Genomic DNA, 20,921 nt, shown 5'->3' on the forward strand with positions numbered 1-20,921 from the left:
AATTTAATCTCTTAGCCATTTTAACATTTTTGGAAAAGCTTCTTTACCTTCTTTTGCAGCATTTACTTTTCCTAAGGTAAGTCCTGTCCATTCCAGAAAAGGCAATCCAATATAATTTTCATTGGTAAAATTAGAAATCAGCCATTCCGACTCGTTTTTGTAACCGTTTGGATGAAATACAAATTCAACAGGTAATTCTAAATGTTTCGCAGCAGCAAAAGACCAAAGAATCGCACCCATTTCTTCGCCTTGAGAAGGCCAGTCAGCAGCCATTTGATCAGTACCTGCAAGTTTTCTTTCTGAAGAAGTTGTTACTGCCAAATGCCCTGCTTCATGAAGAATATCTCCGGGATATAATAATTTTTCAAAATCAATATAAAGACAGTTTGGACCTAAAGACAATCCTGGTAAAAAAGAAGTTTCCAGCTGCTTCTCAATAACTTCAATACCAATTTCGTTTAAAAATGAAAGGACTTTTTCTAATTCAGCAGTTTGATTTTTTACGGTCATGGTCAAATAAAATTATTTCGGAATTAAGTCAGTATACCAGAATCCGTAATCAAAAGCATCTGTTGCATTGGTGTCACAGGCCGTATTGCTGGATTCTGTTTTTGGTTTTTCATATTTTCGATATACGGTTTCACCAATTTCAAAGTTGATAGCTTCTGAGAAAATAGGCCCATCAAAAGTAAAAGTATGAAATTCACCATTCTCGCCGCAGACATCTACATTTTCAGGTAAATCATTAATAAAATCCTGATCTATGATTCGACTAACAAAACTTTTATCAAGATAACGTTCGTTTACACAAACCACGATTGTTTTAAACCCTAACCGAATGAATTCCTGAATCAAATCAGAAGTAGGGATTTTCCAGATTGGAAAAACAGCTTCAAAACCTATTTCGGCTAATTTGTCTTCACGGTATTTGCGTAAATCTTCCAAAAAAATATCTCCAAAAACAGAATGTGTGATGCCTTCTTTTTTCAATTCAGATAAGGTTTTAGTCATGACATTTTCATACACTTCCATAGTTGGCATTTCCGGAATCTGCATTATTTTTAGAGGTAAACCAAGGCTTTTAGCTTGTGTTTCAAGTAATTCTGTGCGTACACCGTGCATTGAAATTCGCTGATATTGCTGGTTAACGCTGGTTAGTAAATATTCAATTTTATAATCCGGATTTTGAAGGATTTTATATAAAGCAAGAGCAGAATCTTTTCCGCTGCTCCAGTTAAATAAGGCTTTTTTAGGTGTTGACACGTTCTCAAAATTTTCTAATGTAAACATACAAATTTCATTCGATTTGTTGATGAAACCTTTGTAACTTTGGATTTTGCCTTCAAATTTATTTCAATGAAATACTTCTTATTATTTTTCACCACTTTCGTTTTTGCACAACAAACCCAATTTGTCGATTTTAAATCGGTTTCGGGTCAATTAAAACTGAATGCCATTGAAAAATCGGTTTCAGGTTTGGTTGACTACCATTTTGAAGTATTAAAACCGATTGATACTATTAAGATTGATGCCAAAAACATGGAGTTTTCCAATGTAACAATCAATCAAAAAGAAGCTGTTTTTATCAATACAGGTAAGCAATTACAAATCGTAGGTCATTTTCAGGAAGGCGATAATCAGTTGACTTTTGAATATGCTGTAAAACCAAAACAAGCTTTATATTTTGTAAATATTGAAAATGCTGAGGTACAGATCTGGACACAGGGGCAGGGAAGATACACGAGTAACTGGTTTCCGAGTTTTGATGATGTGAACGAAAAATTGATTTTTAACCTTGGCATTACGTACGATAAAAACTATCAGGTTGTTTCGAACGGAATCTTAAAAGAAAAAACAGAAGAAAATAATCAATTTCACTGGCAATACCAAATGGAAAATCCAATGAGTTCTTATTTATTGATGCTTGCGATTGGTAAATTTGAAAAAAAAGAATTCAAATCAAAATCTAAAATTCCGCTTGAATATTATCTGGAACCCAAAGATGCAGATCGTTTCGAACCGACATACCGTTATTCGAAGCGTATTTTTGATTTTTTAGAGAAAGAAATAGGTGTGAAATATCCATGGAAAATCAACAGACAGATTCCCGTTCGGGATTTTTTGTATGCCGGAATGGAAAATACAACCACAACGCTTTTTGCAACCCGACATGTAGTAGATTCGATTGGTTTTGCAGACCGAAATTACACAAATGTTGATGCACACGAGCTGGCACATCATTGGTTTGGCGATTTGATTACCGCCGAAAGCAGTACCCATCATTGGCTTCAGGAAGGTTTTGCAACGTATTATGCCTTATTGGCCGAAAAAGAAATTTATGGTGAAGATTATTTTTATTCGAAATTATACGATACAGCGCAACAGCTCAAATTCGCTTCCAGAACTGATTCAATTCCGGTTTTGAATGCTAAAGCCAGTTCGTTGACTTTTTACGAAAAAGGAGCCTGGGCTTTATTTGTTTTGCATGAATCAATTGGTGATAAAGCGTTTAAAAAAGCTATAAAAAGTTATTTAAAGAAATATGCCTATAAAACGGTTAATACGCAGGATTTCTTTAACGAAATTAAAAAAGTATCTGATTTTGACTTAGATAAATTTCAGAAAACATGGCTTGAAACCACCGTTTTTGATACACCGACAGGTAATGCTCTGTTGAGTAAAAATAAAACGATTCAGCAGCGACTGGAAATTGATAAACTGAAAAAAACACCTTTAGCTGAAAAACAGGATTACTTTTTGAAAATTTTAAATTCAGATAGCTATCAGTCTGTAAAAGAATCGATTGTTGAGCAAATTGAGTCTGAAAAATACGAAGTTAAAAAAGCACTTTTAACAGCTGCCTTGCAAACAAATAACATTAAAGTTCGTCAGGCTGTTGCCGAAAATTTATCGAAAATCCCGGAAGATTTTAGAACAGAATATGAAACATTATTAGAAGATAAGTCCTATCAGACACAAGAAGTGGCCCTTTATTTTTTATGGAAAGATTTTCCTCAACGCAGAGCAGAATATCTTGATAAAACTAAAACATGGATTGGTTTCAACGATTACAATCTTCGTACGTTATGGCTTTCGCTGGCATTATCTACACCAAATTACAGCAATGATCCCGAAGGTTTAATTTCAGAATTAATTGCTTTTTCTTCTACAAAATACGAAGCTACTACAAGACAAAATGCTTTAGAAAAACTAATTGCGTTTAAAATTATTAACGATCAGGTGCTGAGTAATTTAGTTAATTCTACCACACATCACATGTGGCAATTCTCGAAATTTGGAAGGGAAACCATTCGATTGTTATTAAAAAAATCTGAAATGCGTGCTTCGTTTGAAAGAATTTTGCCTAATTTGACCCCCGATGAACAATTTCAGCTGAATCGTTTATTGAAAGAGTAAATAGTAATGAAGCATAGACATATAGAAGAAAGAATCAAGATAAAAGAATAGAAAAGTCTTTGTTCTAAAACAACAAACCTACAATTAATTTATGAGAGCATTGGTTATTTCCGGTGGCGGTAGTAAAGGCGCATTTGCCGGCGGTGTTGCACAATATTTATTAGAAGTAAAAAAATATCAGTACGATTTATACCTCGGGACTTCAACCGGAAGTTTATTGATTCCGCATCTGGCACTCGGAAATATTGAGCAAATCCATTCGATTTATACCAATGTCAACATGTCTAAAATATTTAATATTTGTCCTTTTGTGGTCAAAGTTAAAGATGGGGTTGATATTGTCACTATTAATCACTTCAATGTAATTCGCCAGTTTTTTAAGGGAAAAAGAACGTTTGGAGAAAGCAAAGGATTGAAGAAATACATTAGAACCAATTTCACCTTATCTGATTTCAATCAGTTAAAAAAACTTAAAAAAGATGTTGTCATCACGGTAACTAATTTTACAAAAAACGAAGCCGAATATAAATCGATAAAAGAGTGTACTTACGAAGAGTTTTGTGACTGGTCCTGGATTTCGAGTAATTATGTGCCTTTTATGAGTCTGGTTGAAAAAAACAATTGTGAATATGGCGATGGCGGATTTTCAAGCCTGGTTCCTATTCGCGAAGCAATCAACCGCGGAGCAACAGAAATTGATGTAATTGTTTTGGAAACGGAAGTGAATATGGAAAAAACGGTTATTGGCAAAAACCCATTTTCTTTAATGATTGATTTGTTTAGAATTGCCCTCGATCAGGTTGAAAAACATGATATTGCGATAGGAAAACTAATAGCAAACAATAAGAATGTAAAACTTAATTTATATTACACTCCAACAAAACTGACCAATAATGCCTTGATTTTTAATAAAGAGGTCATGAAAACATGGTGGGAACAAGGATATGAATATGCTCAGAATAAGTCTGAAATTATGAGTGATAATAAGTAGAATTCAATTTTAAATATGCTAAGATGTTAAAAATTCAATATAATAAGTATCTATCGAATGATTTTTTAGAAGAGTTCCTTAATTATAATGAGATTATGGAGAATTATCTTTTGCAAAGATATTTTAAGAACAGACAAAATTTTGATGTAGAAAAAATTTCTTCATTAGAAACGACTCAATTGATATCTTTTTCAAAAACTTTTTTTCAAGAATCTACATTTTATCCTCAAAGTTTTAGGACATCTTTTTTTATCCAAATCTTCTCAATTTTGGAGCATGAGTTAAAAGAAATATGTTCAATCCATTTTGAACATCATAAAATTGATTTTTCGATGGAAGATCTTAAAGGAAATAGTGAAATTGAAAAAGCAAAACTATACTTAAGAAAAGCAGGCAAAATTGATTTTTTAGAAATGAATCCTGAATGGGAATATTTAAATATAATGAGAAAGATTAGAAATAGATTTGTTCATAGCCAAGGTGAAATTAGCCAAAATCATGGAGATTGGAAAACCATTTATAGTTTTATAAACTCAAATAAAAATTTATTAGGCTTCAGAAATTGTGCTGAATATCTAGAAGAATATAAATTTAAAGAATTGTTCGATCTAAATTCAATATTTATGTTAGACATCCAAGCTCCTGAATTTAATTCTCGAATGATATCACAGGTTAAAAAATTCCTCGAAAAATTAATAAAAAAACTTAATTCTTTAGAAAATCCTACCATAGATCACCAACCTCATTCTTTATAAACCCCAAAGCAGCATTACTTGGCGACTGCTTTTCCAGTAAATCATTCAAAATCACTTCACGCAATTTATCAGCATTGTCTACACGGTCACTCATGGCTGCTTTACGAATCATTTGTATGGTTGCATTTTTTGCAGTTGTAATAATCGTCCAGCACTCATCCGACATGTAAATCTGCTGCGTTAAATTGTGTTCGAATTCCTGTTCAATTTGTTCAATTATAAAATTTTCGTAATCGTGTTTTTGTTGTGAAATTGGAGTGATACGAATTAATAATTTCGTCAGGTTAATTCGCTCCAAAAATAAGGTCATACGCTCGTAAGCCTGCAAACGTATAGGTAAAGATTGTTTTTGATATTCTTTGTTTAGTAAAAAAGCACGTTTTTTGTCATTGTTTTTAATGTGCAGTTCAAAAAAACTGTAAGCCACAAATCCGGTAACAATGGCTGGTAAAGTATAACTCGCTAATTCTATAATTCGTGTAAAATCCATTTCAATAATTTTTAGGCAAAAATATACTTTTTGAGGAGAAATACACTTTAAATTTTTAGTAATAAACAAATTGGAAGCCGTACTTTTGCAACTTGTTTTTTGAAACAATTCAAATACGATTTTAATGGATTCCTATATTATATTTTTTCTTTGTCTTGCTGCATTTGCGGCTGGATTTATTGATGCAATAGTTGGCGGAGGAGGACTGATTCAAACTCCGATGGGATTGATTTTATTACCAAATCTTCCAGTTTCGACAGTTGTTGGGACATTAAAGATTCCAGCCTTTAGCGGAACTGCTTTTGCTGCTTTTCAGTATCTTAAAAATGTAATTATCCAGTGGAGATTATTATTGGTTATGATGTGTCTGGCTGTTCCTTCGGCATTTTTAGGCTCAACGATTTTAACTCTTGTGAGTAACGATTTTATGAAACCGCTTTTACTCATAGTTTTATCTTTACTGTTTGTGTACACCTATGCGAAGAAAAATTTCGGACAGCATGTGGCTAAAGATCATTCTCCATCAGTCCAGATTATGTATGCTGTTGTCATTAGTGTTATTATTGGTTTTTATGACGGATTTATTGGTCCCGGAACCGGCAGTTTTTTTGTGGTTGCTTTTATCGCTTTATTAGGGTTTGACTTTTTGCATGCCTCTGCGAATGCAAAAATGGTAAATCTGGCGACCAACTTTGGGTCGATTTGTTTGTTTATAATAAAAGGAAAAATCATCTGGAGTATTGCAATTCCTATGGCTATTAGCAATGGAATAGGAGGCTGGCTTGGGGCAAAGCTTGCTATCAACAAAGGAAATGGCTTTATCAGGATTTTCTTTTTGGTTGTCGTAATCGGAACACTTCTTCGATTTGCTTACGATGTTTTCTATAAATAATCTTTGAATTCTTCATAATCTACCTTGTTTTGTTATCGATTACATTGGTTAATGTAATTATGAATAATGTATTTGTGTATAGCGCAATTTTTGTATGTAAATATTTGTTTTTTGTGATTTTTTTAACGTTTAACTTGTTTATTGATAATAAAATTATATATTTGTGTAATCGATTACATTTTTGTATTGACAGATTTTAGCTTCAGGAAAGCTTTTGAGGTGAAATAATTTGAGAAAAATAAGAATTACATCTACTTTAATAATATGAAGAAAAAGTTAACTTATCTGTTTTTTACAATTTTGCTTTTTCCTCTTGGAATGAATGCTCAAATTTATGTTTCACCAGCAGGAAAAGAAACCAATTCAGGAGCTATTGATTCTCCTACTACGCTTCAACACGCAATCAAAATTATAACTCCTGGGCAAACAATTTATATGCGCGGGGGTATTTATTCAATAGCTTCAACCATTTTTATTATACGGGAAAATAGCGGTACAGCTGGAAAACTAAAAAGAATAGAAGCTTATGCTGATGAAACTCCGATTCTTGATTTTTCAGCTCAAAGGGAAATCAACGAAAACAAAGGAATTGTACTGGATGGTTTTTATTGGTATTTTAAGGGAATCACAATTAGAAAAGCGGGAGACAACGGGATGCTGCTTTCAGGAAATAATAACACTATTGATAATTGCATTTTCGAAAAAAACAGAGACAGCGGATTACAGATCAGCCGGTATTATGCTGCTTATACCGCAATAAATCAATGGCCTTCGAATAATTTAATTCTGAACTGTGAGTCTTTTGATAATAAGGATTCATTAGCAGAAAATGCAGATGGTTTTGCTGCAAAACTGACGTGTGGGCAGGGAAATATTTTTCGTGGTTGTATTTCTCACAATAACAGTGATGACGGCTGGGATTTATATACCAAATTAAAAACAGGACCTATTGGGGCAATTTTATTCGAAAATTGTGTGGCTTACAACAACGGCACGCTCACTAATGGAACAACTACAGCAACGGGTGATAAAAATGGTTTTAAATTAGGTGGAGAAGGTATTCCTGTGAATCATATTCTGCGTCGCTGCATAGCTTTTGGAAACGGTCAGCATGGTTTTACAGACAATAATAATTTAGGATCGATTGAGATGACCAACAACACTTCTTACAATAATAAAAGTAATGGTTTTGGTTTTCGTGAAGGAGGAAAGCATCAATTTAGAAACAATGTATCTTATAAGTCTTTTAAAGATAAAATTTTTGGTAAAGATGTTGAAAATTCGAATGTCTGGTGGATAAAAGGAAGTACCAACGGAAGAACTCCGGCGCTTGTAATTAGTGATGATGATTTTGTTTCCTTAACAGTTCCGACTGTTCTTAAAAATGAAGACGGGAGTCCAAATTTAGGCGAATTTTTAGCATTGAAATCCAATAGTGATTTTATAGATGCGGGTATACAGGTAGCCGGAATTGAATTTAACGGAATAGCTCCGGATTTAGGCGCAAGAGAATTTGGGGCTCAGCAAAAAACTGATTTTGTATTGAAAACTGTAGCAAAACCAATTGCTGGAGGAAGTGTAACCGTTAGTCCGGTTAAAGTAACTTATGATGCAGGTGATGTTGTAACCTTGACCGCAATACCATCTCCAAATTATATATTTAAATCCTGGAGTGATGGTTCAACTACTGCCACGACAACAGTAAAAATGGATATCAACAAAACCATTACAGCTAATTTTAAAAGTACATTACCGGCTGCTTATATTTTGACAACTGTAGCAAATCCAACTGAAGGCGGTACAATTACTGTAAATCCGAATAAAGCCACTTATGCAGAAGGCGAAGTAATTACTCTTACAGCTATTCCTTCAGCGGGGAATGAATTAAAGTCGTGGAATTCAGGTGAAACTACCAATGAAATAACTGTTGCAATGACTGCTGATATGGGTATCACGGCAACTTTTGGCGAAAAACTCACAGGTACTCATACCTTGCGAATAGAAGAAGCTGCACCGGGATTTTGCGCTTATGAGGGAACCATAGCAATTAATTCAAGCGCTGCCAACAGAAAAGTAACGAATATCACGGATGCTCCCGGAAATGGAATAAATTATACGGTAAAAGTACCAAATTCAGGACTTTATATGGTAGTGTTTCGATATGTGCATAGAGGTAAAACTACAGCAGCAAAAGTCAAAGTAAATGCAGCAGATAGTATTGATGTAGCTTTCCCAATAACATCCAGCACAACCAAATTTGCGACAACCGAGCCATTAACTATTAAATTGAATAAAGGTATAAATACCATCAGATTAGAAACGATTGATGCTTTGACCTTTGCGAACATAGACTGGATGGAAATTACCGGAGAAGCTCCGGTGGCAGAATCTTGTCCATAAAACTAACTTTTTAAAATTGACCACTTTGAAAATTAACTATCTTAACCAAACTTTACTAAATGAAAAAAAAACTAACCACTTTGTTTTCTGCATTGCTGTTTTTTCCGCTTTGCGTATTTTCCCAAATTTATGTTTCACCAACAGGAGTTTCCGCAAACGATGGTACCATTGGTAATCCGACAACTTTATTAAACGCTATCAGTATCGTAAGTCCCGGGCAGACTATTTACATGCGTGGAGGGATTTACTCAGTTGCATCTACCATTTTAATTGCAAGAGCAAATAGCGGAACTGCTGGAAATTTGAAAAGAATCGAAGCGTATTCTGGTGAAACTCCTATAATTGATTTTTCTGCGCAGGCAGAACTTCCTGCAAACAGAGGTATTATTCTAGATGGTTTTTATTGGTATTTTAAAGGCCTTACCATTCGAAATTCAGGTGATAACGGAATGCTGCTTTCAGGAAGTAATAACACGATTGATAATTGTATTTTTGAAAAAAACAGAGATACCGGACTTCAGTTAAGCCGTTATGATGTAAATGCGACAACCATTAGCCAATGGCCTTCAAACAATCTGATTTTAAACTGTGAATCTTTCGATAACAAAGATGTTGGAGCAGAAAATGCTGATGGCTTTGCTGCAAAACTGACTTGCGGTGAAGGTAATATTTTCAGAGGCTGTATTTCGCATAATAATATTGATGACGGCTGGGATTTGTACACCAAGACAGAAACAGGACCGATCGGAATTATTTTATTTGAAAATTGTGTGGCCTATAATAATGGAACATTGTCAACGAGCAGTACTTCCGGAACCGGTGATAAAAACGGTTTTAAATTAGGAGGCGAAGGAATTCCGGTAAACCATATTGTTAGACGCTGTGTTGCTTTCGGAAACGGAAAGCATGGTTTTACCGACAACAATAATTTAGGTTCGATCGAAATGTCGAATAACACTTCTGTAAATAATGCTGAATCGAATTTTAATTTCAGAACTGGAGGGACACATCAGTTTCGAAATAATGTTTCTTATAACTCAGGTACCAGCGATAAAAACTCCGGAACTGACGTAAGTTCTTCAAACGTTTGGTGGATTAGTAAAAAGAGTACCAACGGAAGAACGCCTGCCATTGTTTCCAGTGCAGCAGATTTTGTGACTTTGACTCCTCCAACTATCATTAAAAATGCTGATGGAAGTCCTAATTTGGGAACTTTTGCTACCCTAAGTTCAAATAGTGATTTTATTGATGCAGGAGTTACGACAACGGGAATCACCTTTAATGGAAGTGCACCTGATTTAGGAGCAAGAGAAACAGGTCCGGCTCAGACAACAGATTTTGTTCTGACAACTGTTGCAAGCCCTGTGGCAGGAGGTACTATTGCTATAAATCCAAATAGTGAGACTTATAATGCAGGAACTGTAGTGACATTAACAGCAACTCCAGCTGCAAATTATCAATTTCTTTCATGGAGTAACGGGGCTACAACAGTAACCACAACTGTAACAATGGATGCCAGTAAAACGATTACGGCAAACTTTAAAAGCACACTTGCGGCAGCTTATGTTTTAACTGTAAACGCAACTCCTGCAAACGGAGGAACAATCACTATTTCGCCAAATAAATCAACTTATTCGGAGGGAGAGGTAGTAACGCTAACAGCAACTCCTGCTACAGGATATGTATTTGATAAATGGAGCAACAACGTTACAACTTTAACCACGACTGTTACAATGAACAGTGATGTAATCATTAGTGGATCGTTTACTTTGCCTGTTACAGGAACACAAACGTTAAGAATTGAAGATTCGACTTCATTCACCTCTGGCTATTGCGGTTACGAAGGAACTATTTCTTCAAATACGGGTGCTAATAACGGATTCGTAACTAATTTTTCGAACAGCCTTGGAAAAGGAGTGAGCTATACTATAAAAGTTCCAACTGCTGGTGTTTACAGTGTTGTTTTTAGATACGTAAACAGCAGTTCAGGAAATCCTACTACAGCAAAACTGAAAGTGAATGGTTCTGATGCTATTCCAGCCTTATCATTTCCAAAAACGGCAAATTCTACGACTTTTGCATTGACTGCTGCTGCTAATATTACATTGGTTCAGGGAGTTAATATAATTCGTTTAGAGACTACGGTGTCTTCTGCCTTTGCAGATATTGACTGGATCGAAATAACAGGTGAAACCCCGTTAGCAGAATCGTGTACAAGTCAGGTTGCAAAGTTGGCAATTGATGGTTTTGAACAAAATGTTTTTGATGCTTATGTTTCTCCAAATCCTGCTGTTGGGATCATTAATTTATTTGTTAATTCCTCTCATGTACAAGAAGCAAGTATTATGCTGACCAGTATAACCGGACAGCTGATTTTATCGAAAACACAACAATTAGATTCAGGAATAAATACTATTGCTGTAAATAAAAATACAATCACAAGCGGTTTGTATATTCTTACGATCGAATCGGAAGGAATAAAAAAATCGATAAAAGTAATTGTACACTAAGAAAACCAAAACCACTTTCTTAAATTGAAAAGCCACTTTGCTCCTGTGAAGTGGTTTTTTTCTTTTTAAGACAATTTTGATTTTTACAGAATTAAGATTCTAAAAGTTTAATTCTTATTTTTGCATAAAAGGAGAAAATTTCATGCAAAATTATATTGACCAGCTCAACGAAGCTCAACGAGAACCCGTTTTACAAAAAGACGGACCAATGATTATTATTGCTGGTGCCGGTTCGGGCAAAACCCGTGTTTTGACCATCAGGATTGCTTATTTGATGTATCAGGGAGTTGATGCTTTCAATATACTATCGCTAACATTTACCAACAAAGCTGCCCGTGAAATGAAACACAGGATTTCGGCAATTGTGGGAGCCAGTGAGGCGAAGAATTTATGGATGGGAACTTTTCACTCTGTTTTTGCACGTATTCTTCGTTCAGAATCAGAACTTTTAGGGTATCCTTCCAATTTTACTATTTATGATTCTCAGGATTCTGCCAGATTGATTTCTTCCATTATAAAAGAAATGCAGCTGGATCGTGATATTTATAAGCCGAAACAGATTTTAGGACGAATTTCGACATATAAAAATAGTTTGATTACCGTAAAAGCCTATTTCAACAATCCTGAATTGATGGAAGCGGATGCGATGTCAAAAAAACCTCGTTTGGGCGAAATTTATCAGCAATATGTAGAGCGCTGTTTCAAAGCCGGAGCAATGGATTTTGATGATTTATTATTGAAAACCAATGAATTGTTGACTCGTTTTCCGGAGGTTTTGGCGAAATATCAGGATCGTTTTCGTTATATTTTGGTTGATGAGTACCAGGATACCAATCATTCGCAGTATTTGATTGTAAGAGCTTTATCAGACAGATTTCAGAATATTTGTGTTGTTGGTGATGATGCACAGAGTATTTATGCTTTTCGTGGAGCGAATATCAATAACATCCTGAATTTTCAAAAGGATTACGAAGGCGTAAAAATGTTTCGTTTAGAGCAAAATTACCGTTCAACCCGAAATATTGTGGAAGCTGCAAATACGGTTATGGAGCACAACAAAACCAAGTTAGACAAGGTAGTCTGGACTGCTAATGAATTTGGGCCAAGAATTAAGGTTCACCGAAGTTTGACTGATGCCGAGGAAGGTCGTTTTGTAGCCAGTACAATTTTCGAACAAAAAATGCAGAGTCAGCTTCACAACGGGGCTTTTGCGATTTTGTATCGTACCAATGCGCAATCTCGTGCGATGGAGGATGCTTTGAGAAAACGGGATATTCCGTACCGAATTTATGGTGGATTGTCATTCTATCAGCGTAAAGAAATAAAGGATGTTTTGTGTTATTTGCGTTTGGTTCTTAATCCGAAAGACGAAGAAGCTCTGATTCGTGTAATCAATTATCCGGCACGAGGAATCGGGGATACCACTGTTGAAAAGCTAACTATTGCTGCGAATCATTATAAACGCTCGATTTGGGAAGTAATGGTAAATATCGATAAAATCGATTTGAAACTGAATGCCGGTACGAAAAACAAACTGAAAGATTTTGTAACGATGATTCAGAGTTTTCAGGTTATCGACCAAAATCAGGATGCTTTCTATATTACAGACCATGTTGCTAAAAAAACAGGTCTGGTTCAGGAATTAAAAAAAGATGCTACACCAGAAGGAATGGCTAAAATTCAGAATATCGAAGAACTTTTGAACGGTATTAAGGATTTTACCGAAGGGCAGCGGGAAATTGACGGGGCAAGAGGGGCTCTTTCCGAATTTATGGAAGATGTGGCTTTAGCAACTGATCTGGATAAAGATACTTCTGATGAAGATCGTGTTGCCTTAATGACGATACACCTTGCGAAAGGTTTGGAATTTCCACACGTATTTGTGGTCGGAATGGAAGAAGATTTGTTTCCGAGTGCTATGAGTATGAGCACAAGAAGTGAATTGGAAGAAGAGCGCCGTTTGTTTTATGTAGCACTTACACGTGCAGAACATCAGGCATATCTGACTTACGCACAGTCACGTTATCGTTGGGGAAAACTGACAGATAGTGAGCCCTCTCGTTTTATCGAAGAAATTGACGGTCAATATTTAGAATATTTAACACCTTCAGAAAGTAATTATCGTTACAAATCACCAATTGACGGAGATATTTTTGGAGATGTAGATAAATCTAAATTGAGATTGTCAAAACCTGTAGGAGGAACACCTCCAAAACATATTACGGATAACAGCCCAAAACCGGATTTAAATATTAGAAAACTAAAACCGGTTGCAGGGACGAACCCAAATACAAGTGCTGCAAATTTATTCGATAACAAATTAACAATAGGAAATGTTGTAATGCATGAGCGATTTGGAAAAGGAGAAGTAATAAATTTAGAGGGTGTCGGAGCAGATAAAAAAGCCGAAATAAAATTTGAAGTAGGCGGAATTAAAAAACTTTTGCTGAGATTTGCTAAATTAGATGTTGTAGGATAAATAAAGTTTCAAAGTTTCAGGTTTCAAGTTTCCTGCTTTGAACGTAATTTGAACTTGAAACCTGAAACCTGAAACAAAATTAAATTTAAAAAAAAAAAAAACATAAATGGCAGAATTTATTAAAATATATCCAGATAAACCTAGTGAAGCCGCAATTGCCAAAGTGGTAAAAGTCCTTCAAAATGGAGGTTTGGTGATTTATCCAACTGACACTGTTTATGGTTTAGGTTGTGATATTACCAATTCGAGGGCTTTAGAAAAAATTGCTAAAATCAAAGGGATAAAGCTTGAAAAGGCAAATTTTTCGTTCATTTGCCATGATTTAAGCAATTTGTCAGATTATGTGCGTCAGATTGATACTGCTACTTTTAAAATTTTAAAAAGAGCATTACCGGGTCCTTATACTTTTATTTTGCCAGGCAATAATAATCTGCCAAAAGAATTTAAAAAGAAAACTACAGTAGGTATACGTGTTCCTGATAACAATATTATATTAGAAATTGTGCGGCAGTTAGGCAATCCTGTAGTATCTACTTCTATTCACGATGATGATGATGTGATTGAATACACAACAGATCCCGAACTTATTTTTGAAAAATGGCAAAATCTGGTAGATATGGTTATAGATGGAGGATATGGTGATAATGTAGGCTCTACTATTATAGATTTATCAGAACATGAACCAGTTATAATAAGAGAAGGAAAAGGAGATATTGATGTTTTGTAAAAAAAAACTTAAAGTATAAATTTTTGAAGAAAATATTAGTAACTTTATTATTAGTTAAATTTAGTTAGTTAAAATTAAAAATAGTGCTACCCTTTTCAGGGGTATTTTAAAAAAAAAGCAGGTCAAACGACCTGCTTTTTTGTGTATTATAGTATACTATTATTTTGCCTGTTTTTTCATTTCTTTTTCAATCATATCATAGAACTGATCGATTTTTGGCATAACAACAATACGGGTTCTTCTGTTTTTTGATTTGTTTTCTGCTGTATCATTTGGAACCAAAGGAACATAAGAACTTCTACCTGCAGCGATTAATTTAGCCGGATTTACTCCTAAATCATTTGTTAATACTCTAACAATTGAAGTAGAACGTTTAACACTTAAATCCCAGTTGTCAAGTAAAACTCCATTGCTTCTGTAAGGAACATTATCAGTATGACCTTCAACCATACACTCAAAATCAGGTTTGTCATTAACTACTTTTGCAACTTTAGCCAAAACTGTTTTAGCTTTATCAGTTACATCATAGCTACCGCTTTTAAATAATAATTTATCAGCGATAGAAATAAATACTACTCCTTTTTCTACATTGATTTCAATATCCGGATCGTTAATTCCAACTGCACCTTTTAAGCTTGTAACTAATGCTAAAGTTACACTGTCTTTTTTAGTTAAGGCATCCTGAAGTCTGGAAATTTTCAAATCTTTTTCTTTCAAGCTCTCTAATGATTTTTCAAGGTTTTCAGCTCCTTTTGTTGTCAAAACAGTTAAATCTTTAGAGCTGTTGATAAGGTCTTGATTATGTTGTTTATAGCTTTCGGCGGTAGCGGCTAATCCTGCTTTTTCTTCAAGGCAAGAGTTTAATTTCACAGTACAAGAATTTAATAAATCCTGAATCTCTTTGTTCTTAGCTTCTAATGCAGCGTATTCTTTTTTTGATACACATGATGTGAAAGCCATTAGTACTGATAGTGCAATTACTATTTTTCTCATAAATGTTAAATTTAATTAGACGTTGATTACAAATTTAGTTTTTAATATTTTGATTATTGTTAAAGATTTCTTTAAAAACAATCAATTTTTTTATATAATACAAGAAAACGATGCTTTTTACGGTATAGTATTTTTGTATTTGAAAATCTTTTCTCTTTTTTAAGTAACCCAGTGACAGGTAATAAAATGAAAAGTGTGCATGTAAAACAGCAAATGCATGTTTGAATTTTCCTTGGGTCAAAAATCGGAGTCCGGCAATACCATCAAGTATCATTCTAAAAAAAATAATAAAAAATAATCCTCTTTTAGGAAGATTTTTAACCAGCATTAGTAGTGAATTCCTAAAATTTAAATACGTTTTTTTGGGATTACCCTGCTCTAAAGTCGCTCCTCCAACATGATAAACAACAGATGATGGCGTATATTTAATGATATAACCTTCATTTAAGGCACGCCAGCATAAATCAATTTCTTCCTGATGTGCAAAAAAGGATTCATCAAATCCTTTAAGATCATCATAAACTTCTTTTCGAATAAAAAAACAAGCTCCGGAAGCCCAGAAAATTTCACAATTATCGTCATATTGACCATTGTCTTTTTCTAGAGTGTCAAAAATACGACCACGGCAAAAAGGAAAACCAAATTTGTCAATAAAACCTCCTGCAGCACCAGCATATTCAAAATATTCTTTGTTTTTGAAATCAAGTATTTTAGGTTGAATAATGGCGGTTTGTTTTTCTGTATTAAAAGTTTCGATTATTGGTTTAAGCCAGTTTTCGGTTACTTCAATATCAGAATTGACTAACGCATAAATTTCGGCATTGACTTCTTTTAAAGCATCATTATAGCCCTTTGCAAAACCATGATTTCCTGTGTTTTTTATGATTTTTATTGTCGGAAAATTTTGCTGTATAAAATTTACGGATCCATCTGTTGAAGCATTGTCGGCTACATAAATAGTAGCTTCTTCAGAAAACTGAATAACCGATGGCAAGAATTGCTCTAATAATTTTACTCCGTTCCAATTTAAAATGACAACTGCAATTTTATCCAAAAGTATTTTTTTTAATGATTTATTAAATTTCCTTATAATCAGGCAATGATTTTAAAAACTCATACTTCTCGTTTTCAAAATCCATCTGACAATAATAATGATGCAGACCGTTTGTGACTTTCAAAAACCGTGCCTGCATTGTCATGTTATAACGGGCAATCTGATCAAAAGTTGCCTGAGAGATCTTAACTTCTGGAGCTTTGCATTCTACTAAAATGTGAATGGAACCATTTGGATTAAAAACTACAACATCATACCTTTTTCGTAATCCGTTGACTGTTAAAACTTTCTCTACGTTTATCAGCGATTTGGGATATTTTTTTTCATTTATTAAATAATGAACAACGTGCTGACGAACCCATTCTTCGGGGGTGAGAATTATAAATTTTTTCCTGATTTCGTCAAAAATAGACACTTTATTTTCGCTATTTTTGAATCGAAAATTGTAAGTTGGGAAATTAAGTTTAAGCATAAAGCAAAAATATAAAATAGTTTCAGGTTTCGAGTTTAAAGTTTCACGTTTTGAAGCAGAACTTGAAACTTAAAACTTGAAACATAAAGATGGAATGGACGAAGTAATAAAAATTGTTAACGATATTAAAGCCGGAAATATTAAACCGATTTATTTTTTAATGGGTGAAGAACCTTATTATATTGATAAATTATCTGAATATATTGAGCAGAATGTACTTGCCGAAGAAGAAAAAGGTTTTAATCAGACAGTTTTATATGGAAGGGATGTTTCTGTAGACGATATCGTTTCAACGGCCAAGCGCTATCCTATGATGGCTGATCGACAGGTAGTTATTGTAAAAGAAGCTCAGGATTTATCAAGAACAATTGATAAAATCGAATCTTATGTTGAAAATCCGATGGAAACTACTGTTTTGGTTTTTTGTTACAAATATAAAACACTTGATAAACGTAAAAAAGTAACGAAGCTATTAGCACAAAAAGGCATTGTTTATGAAAGTAAAAAACTATATGAAAATCAGGTAGGTGACTGGATTAAGCGTGTTTTGGCAGGAAAAAAATATACCATTGACCCGAAAGCAAATGCTATGCTGGTAGAGTTTTTAGGGACAGACTTAAGTAAAATTAATAATGAGCTGGAAAAACTGCAGATTATTCTACCGCAGGGAACAATGATTACACCCCAGCATATTGAGGAGAATATTGGTTTCAGCAAAGATTATAATGTTTTTGAGCTTCGAAAAGCCATTGGCGAACGTAACCAGTTAAGAGCTTATAAAATAGCTGAAAATTTTGCACATAATCCAAAAGAATATCCTTTGGTTATGACAACCGGACTCGTGTTTGGTTTTTTTGTGCAGCTATTGAAATACCACGGATTAAAAGATAAAAACCCAAAAAATGTAGCAGCTGTTATTGGCGTAAATCCTTATTTTTTAAAGGAATATGATTTAGCTTTAAAGAATTACCCAATGCGAAAAGTAAGTCAGATAGTGGGGGCTTTGCGCGATATAGATGTTAAAAGTAAAGGAGTTGGGGCAAATGCACTGCCACAATCGGATTTATTAAAAGAAATGCTGTATAAAATATTTAATTAAGCCGTTAAAATTCACGATATTTGCGTTTCTAAAAATTTTACTACTTAAAATAATTACACAATTATGGGAATGAATAAAAATACCGTTTTAGGATGGGCTACTTTTATAATGGTACTTATGGGATTGTTACTTATAGGTCTTGGTGTTTTTAGATACAGTGAAGTATCAGGCTGGGGATTTGCTGCTGTTGGGGTTGGGTTTTTAGCTAATGCATGGGTTTTTAATGCTTTGAAAGGAAGAGTTTAAAAGAATAAAATCAAAATTTAAAAGATCAATCAAAAAATAATTAATTAATTAAAATTAAAAATAAAAAAGAATGTCAGACGATAAGAAAGTAATTTTCTCAATGCAGAAATTGAGTAAAACCTATCAGGGAGCAGACAAACCGGTACTTAAAAATATTTATTTGAGTTTCTTTTACGGGGCTAAAATTGGTATTTTAGGTTTGAATGGTTCCGGAAAATCTTCTCTTTTAAAAATTATTGCAGGTGTAGATAAAAACTATCAGGGAGATGTAGTTTTCCAGCCGGGATATACTGTTGGGTATTTAGAACAGGAACCAATCCTTGATGATTCTAAGACTGTCATCGAGATTGTGCGTGAAGGAGCAGCTGAAACAATGGCGGTTTTAGAAGAATACAATCAAATCAATGATTTATTTGGTCTTGAAGAAAACTATTCAGATCCGGATAAAATGGATAAATTAATGGATCGTCAGGCAGCACTACAAGACAAAATTGATGCGCTAGGTGCCTGGGAAATCGATACCAAATTGGAAATCGCAATGGACGCTTTGCGTACTCCGGAAGGTGATACGCCAATCAAAAACCTTTCAGGAGGTGAGCGTCGTCGTGTAGCTTTATGCCGTTTATTATTGCAGCAGCCGGATGTATTGTTATTAGATGAGCCTACCAACCACCTTGATGCGGAGTCAGTTCTTTGGTTAGAGCAGCATTTAGCTCAATATGCAGGGACTGTAATCGCGGTAACACACGACCGTTATTTCCTGGATAACGTTGCAGGATGGATTTTAGAGCTGGATAGAGGAGAAGGTATTCCATGGAAAGGAAACTATTCTTCATGGTTAGATCAAAAATCAAACCGTCTGGCTCAGGAAGAAAAAGTGGCTTCTAAACGCAGAAAAACGTTAGAGCGTGAGTTGGAGTGGGTTCGTCAGGGGGCTAAAGGACGCCAGACGAAACAAAAAGCGCGTTTACAGAACTACGACAAATTATTAAATGAAGATCAAAAACAACTAGACGAGAAATTAGAGATTTATATCCCTAATGGTCCACGTTTAGGTACAAATGTTATTGAGGCTAAGAATGTTGCGAAAGCTTTTGGAGACAAATTATTATATGATAATCTGAATTTTACTTTGCCTCAGGCGGGTATTGTTGGAATTATCGGACCAAATGGTGCTGGTAAATCTACTATTTTCAAAATGATTATGGGTGAGCAGTCAACTGATAGTGGAGAATTCTCAGTTGGTGAAACTGTAAAAATTGCTTACGTAGATCAGTCGCACTCTAATATTGATCCGAACAAATCGATTTGGGAAAATTTTGCTGATGGCCAGGAATTAATTATGATGGGCGGAAAGCAGGTTAACTCAAGAGCTTATTTATCACGTTTCAACTTTGGAGGTGGTGAACAAAACAAAAAAGTGTCGATGTTATCTGGTGGAGAGCGTAACCGTTTGCATTTAGCAATGACTTTGAAAGAAGAAGGGAACGTACTTTTGCTGGATGAGCCTACAAATGACCTTGATGTAAATACACTTCGTGCTCTTGAAGAAGGACTGGAGAATTTTGCAGGTTGTGCCGTAATCATTTCGCACGACAGATGGTTCTTGGACAGAATTTGTACACACATTCTGGCTTTCGAAGGAGATTCTGAAGTTTATTTCTTTGAAGGAAGTTTCTCTGATTATGAAGAAAATAAAAAGAAACGTCTTGGCGGTGATTTAACTCCAAAACGTTTGAAATACAGAAAATTGATTAGATAATTTTCTGAAATAAATTCCAATTTTTAAAATTCCAAATTCCAAATTGTAAAAGATTTGAAATTTGGGATTTTTTGTTTTTTGTCAATTCGACCGAAGGGAGACTCGAGCGATAGCGAATAGGCGAAGCAAATCACACTAGAAATTCGGCAAAGATTTGAAAAACTTTTTCCTCAAATGACAAGTTTTTGAAATTGGAATTTGGAATTTCAGATTTGGAATTTCATAAAAACTTAGCTTTCAATTCAGGTGTAGGAATCATACAGCTCTCTTTTTTACCATACCATTTGTAACGGTTTTTAGCAATATAATCGTAAATGTAATTTCGAAGTTTTTCAGGTAAAATTTTAAAAATTGAAATTAAACTGTAAATCCCGCCTAATTCTTCTGCAATTTCAATAGCTGCGGATGATTTGTAATAATAGGCAATTCCGGGATTATACAAAATGATACTGTCAATTTTATTCTGATCAACACCAATATAACTGCAAATTTCTTTCCCCAAATCAGATTGCAGGGCTGCAAAACGAAAAATATCTTTTTTATCGTGTTTGATAATGAATTGAACCGCTCCGTCGCATAAATTGCAAACACCGTCGAACAGGATTATTTTTTTATTTTGAGGTAAGTTTTGCAT

At 34.4% G+C, this 20,921-nt stretch carries 18 protein-coding genes; 11 read left to right on the plus strand and 7 right to left on the minus strand.

Going from position 1 to position 20,921, the window contains the following annotated elements:
- Positions 1 to 3: 3 nt before the first annotated feature.
- On the minus strand, positions 4 to 510 hold the full coding sequence (locus AAEO57_RS16630) for a hypothetical protein (protein WP_341694161.1): 507 nt from the start codon (positions 508 to 510) through the stop codon (positions 4 to 6).
- A gap of 12 nt (positions 511 to 522) precedes the next feature.
- Entirely contained in the window at positions 523 to 1,290 is a 768-nt protein-coding gene (locus AAEO57_RS16635) for a Dph6-related ATP pyrophosphatase (protein WP_341694162.1), read from the minus strand.
- Positions 1,291 to 1,356: 66 nt separating this feature from the next.
- On the opposite strand from AAEO57_RS16635, the gene AAEO57_RS16640 reads away from it, so the two are divergent.
- The 3 genes from AAEO57_RS16640 (at position 1,357) to AAEO57_RS16650 (ending at position 5,163) form a co-directional block, all read left to right on the plus strand.
- Positions 1,357 to 3,417 carry a M1 family metallopeptidase gene (locus tag AAEO57_RS16640; RefSeq protein ID WP_341694163.1) on the plus strand — a complete coding sequence of 687 codons (2,061 nt, stop codon included), beginning with the start codon at positions 1,357 to 1,359 and terminating at the stop codon, positions 3,415 to 3,417.
- Positions 3,418 to 3,508: 91 nt separating this feature from the next.
- Complete coding sequence (locus AAEO57_RS16645) at positions 3,509 to 4,408, plus strand: patatin-like phospholipase family protein (protein WP_341694164.1); 900 nt, start codon at positions 3,509 to 3,511, stop codon at positions 4,406 to 4,408.
- Between the two features lie 23 nt (positions 4,409 to 4,431).
- Positions 4,432 to 5,163 (plus strand): hypothetical protein, encoded by a 732-nt coding sequence (locus tag AAEO57_RS16650; protein WP_341694165.1) that lies wholly within the window; start codon positions 4,432 to 4,434, stop codon positions 5,161 to 5,163.
- Here the strand turns inward: AAEO57_RS16650 and AAEO57_RS16655 are convergent.
- A complete protein-coding gene (locus AAEO57_RS16655) occupies positions 5,132 to 5,653 on the minus strand; it encodes a DUF7935 family protein (protein ID WP_341694166.1) in 522 nt (173 codons plus the stop codon). The two genes, AAEO57_RS16650 and AAEO57_RS16655, sit on opposite strands and share 32 nt — an antisense overlap.
- A gap of 124 nt (positions 5,654 to 5,777) precedes the next feature.
- Here AAEO57_RS16655 and AAEO57_RS16660 point away from each other — a divergent pair, with 124 nt between their 5' ends.
- The 5 genes from AAEO57_RS16660 (at position 5,778) to AAEO57_RS16680 (ending at position 14,661) form a co-directional block, all read left to right on the plus strand.
- On the plus strand, positions 5,778 to 6,545 hold the full coding sequence (locus tag AAEO57_RS16660; protein ID WP_341694167.1) for a sulfite exporter TauE/SafE family protein: 768 nt from the start codon (positions 5,778 to 5,780) through the stop codon (positions 6,543 to 6,545).
- A 264-nt stretch (positions 6,546 to 6,809) separates the two neighbouring features.
- Positions 6,810 to 8,945 (plus strand): InlB B-repeat-containing protein, encoded by a 2,136-nt coding sequence (locus tag AAEO57_RS16665; protein WP_341694168.1) that lies wholly within the window; start codon positions 6,810 to 6,812, stop codon positions 8,943 to 8,945.
- Positions 8,946 to 9,004: 59 nt separating this feature from the next.
- Positions 9,005 to 11,455 (plus strand): InlB B-repeat-containing protein, encoded by a 2,451-nt coding sequence (locus AAEO57_RS16670; RefSeq protein ID WP_341694169.1) that lies wholly within the window; start codon positions 9,005 to 9,007, stop codon positions 11,453 to 11,455.
- A 142-nt stretch (positions 11,456 to 11,597) separates the two neighbouring features.
- Positions 11,598 to 13,934 carry an ATP-dependent helicase gene (locus tag AAEO57_RS16675; RefSeq protein WP_341694170.1) on the plus strand — a complete coding sequence of 779 codons (2,337 nt, stop codon included), beginning with the start codon at positions 11,598 to 11,600 and terminating at the stop codon, positions 13,932 to 13,934.
- Positions 13,935 to 14,040: 106 nt separating this feature from the next.
- Positions 14,041 to 14,661: an L-threonylcarbamoyladenylate synthase gene (locus tag AAEO57_RS16680; RefSeq protein ID WP_341694171.1), complete on the plus strand. Its 621-nt coding sequence runs from the start codon at positions 14,041 to 14,043 to the stop codon at positions 14,659 to 14,661.
- Between the two features lie 159 nt (positions 14,662 to 14,820).
- On the opposite strand, the gene AAEO57_RS16685 is transcribed toward AAEO57_RS16680, so the two are convergent.
- The 3 genes from AAEO57_RS16685 to AAEO57_RS16695 are packed head-to-tail and all read right to left on the minus strand — an operon-like array spanning position 14,821 to position 17,180.
- Positions 14,821 to 15,654: an OmpA/MotB family protein gene (locus AAEO57_RS16685; protein WP_341694172.1), complete on the minus strand. Its 834-nt coding sequence runs from the start codon at positions 15,652 to 15,654 to the stop codon at positions 14,821 to 14,823.
- Positions 15,655 to 15,688: 34 nt separating this feature from the next.
- Positions 15,689 to 16,708, minus strand: coding sequence for a glycosyltransferase family 2 protein (locus AAEO57_RS16690; protein ID WP_341694173.1), 1,020 nt, complete (start codon positions 16,706 to 16,708; stop codon positions 15,689 to 15,691).
- Between the two features lie 22 nt (positions 16,709 to 16,730).
- A complete protein-coding gene (locus tag AAEO57_RS16695; protein WP_341694174.1) occupies positions 16,731 to 17,180 on the minus strand; it encodes a type I restriction enzyme HsdR N-terminal domain-containing protein in 450 nt (149 codons plus the stop codon).
- 94 nt (positions 17,181 to 17,274) lie between these two features.
- On the opposite strand from AAEO57_RS16695, the gene holA reads away from it, so the two are divergent.
- The 3 genes from holA to ettA all read left to right on the plus strand — a co-directional run bounded on the left by holA (position 17,275) and on the right by ettA (position 20,287).
- A complete protein-coding gene (gene holA, locus AAEO57_RS16700) occupies positions 17,275 to 18,279 on the plus strand; it encodes a DNA polymerase III subunit delta (RefSeq protein WP_341694182.1) in 1,005 nt (334 codons plus the stop codon).
- Between the two features lie 69 nt (positions 18,280 to 18,348).
- On the plus strand, positions 18,349 to 18,525 hold the full coding sequence (locus tag AAEO57_RS16705; RefSeq protein WP_198530125.1) for a CAL67264 family membrane protein: 177 nt from the start codon (positions 18,349 to 18,351) through the stop codon (positions 18,523 to 18,525).
- 70 nt (positions 18,526 to 18,595) lie between these two features.
- A complete protein-coding gene (gene ettA / locus AAEO57_RS16710; RefSeq protein WP_341694175.1) occupies positions 18,596 to 20,287 on the plus strand; it encodes an energy-dependent translational throttle protein EttA in 1,692 nt (563 codons plus the stop codon).
- Between the two features lie 220 nt (positions 20,288 to 20,507).
- On the opposite strand, the gene AAEO57_RS16715 is transcribed toward ettA, so the two are convergent.
- Positions 20,508 to 20,921: a thiol-disulfide oxidoreductase DCC family protein gene (locus AAEO57_RS16715; protein ID WP_341694176.1), complete on the minus strand. Its 414-nt coding sequence runs from the start codon at positions 20,919 to 20,921 to the stop codon at positions 20,508 to 20,510.

This window comes from Flavobacterium calami (assembly GCF_038290035.1).
Lineage (GTDB): Bacteria > Bacteroidota > Bacteroidia > Flavobacteriales > Flavobacteriaceae > Flavobacterium > Flavobacterium calami.

Bases quoted from the DNA above. Each gene is read 5' to 3' on its own strand.
- AAEO57_RS16665 (WP_341694168.1), top strand. From the start codon at position 6,810: ATGAAGAAAAAGTTAACTTATCTGTTTTTTACAATTTTGCTTTTTCCT.
- AAEO57_RS16675 (WP_341694170.1), top strand. From the start codon at position 11,598: ATGCAAAATTATATTGACCAGCTCAACGAAGCTCAACGAGAACCCGTT.
- AAEO57_RS16670 (WP_341694169.1), top strand. From the start codon at position 9,005: ATGAAAAAAAAACTAACCACTTTGTTTTCTGCATTGCTGTTTTTTCCG.
- AAEO57_RS16635 (WP_341694162.1), bottom strand. From the start codon at position 1,290: ATGTTTACATTAGAAAATTTTGAGAACGTGTCAACACCTAAAAAAGCC.
- AAEO57_RS16650 (WP_341694165.1), top strand. From the start codon at position 4,432: ATGTTAAAAATTCAATATAATAAGTATCTATCGAATGATTTTTTAGAA.
- AAEO57_RS16645 (WP_341694164.1), top strand. From the start codon at position 3,509: ATGAGAGCATTGGTTATTTCCGGTGGCGGTAGTAAAGGCGCATTTGCC.
- AAEO57_RS16705 (WP_198530125.1), top strand. From the start codon at position 18,349: ATGAATAAAAATACCGTTTTAGGATGGGCTACTTTTATAATGGTACTT.
- AAEO57_RS16715 (WP_341694176.1), bottom strand. From the start codon at position 20,921: ATGCAAAACTTACCTCAAAATAAAAAAATAATCCTGTTCGACGGTGTT.
- holA (WP_341694182.1), top strand. From the start codon at position 17,275: ATGGACGAAGTAATAAAAATTGTTAACGATATTAAAGCCGGAAATATT.
- AAEO57_RS16685 (WP_341694172.1), bottom strand. From the start codon at position 15,654: ATGAGAAAAATAGTAATTGCACTATCAGTACTAATGGCTTTCACATCA.
- ettA (WP_341694175.1), top strand. From the start codon at position 18,596: ATGTCAGACGATAAGAAAGTAATTTTCTCAATGCAGAAATTGAGTAAA.
- AAEO57_RS16660 (WP_341694167.1), top strand. From the start codon at position 5,778: ATGGATTCCTATATTATATTTTTTCTTTGTCTTGCTGCATTTGCGGCT.
- AAEO57_RS16640 (WP_341694163.1), top strand. From the start codon at position 1,357: ATGAAATACTTCTTATTATTTTTCACCACTTTCGTTTTTGCACAACAA.
- AAEO57_RS16680 (WP_341694171.1), top strand. From the start codon at position 14,041: ATGGCAGAATTTATTAAAATATATCCAGATAAACCTAGTGAAGCCGCA.
- AAEO57_RS16695 (WP_341694174.1), bottom strand. From the start codon at position 17,180: ATGCTTAAACTTAATTTCCCAACTTACAATTTTCGATTCAAAAATAGC.
- AAEO57_RS16630 (WP_341694161.1), bottom strand. From the start codon at position 510: ATGACCGTAAAAAATCAAACTGCTGAATTAGAAAAAGTCCTTTCATTT.
- AAEO57_RS16655 (WP_341694166.1), bottom strand. From the start codon at position 5,653: ATGGATTTTACACGAATTATAGAATTAGCGAGTTATACTTTACCAGCC.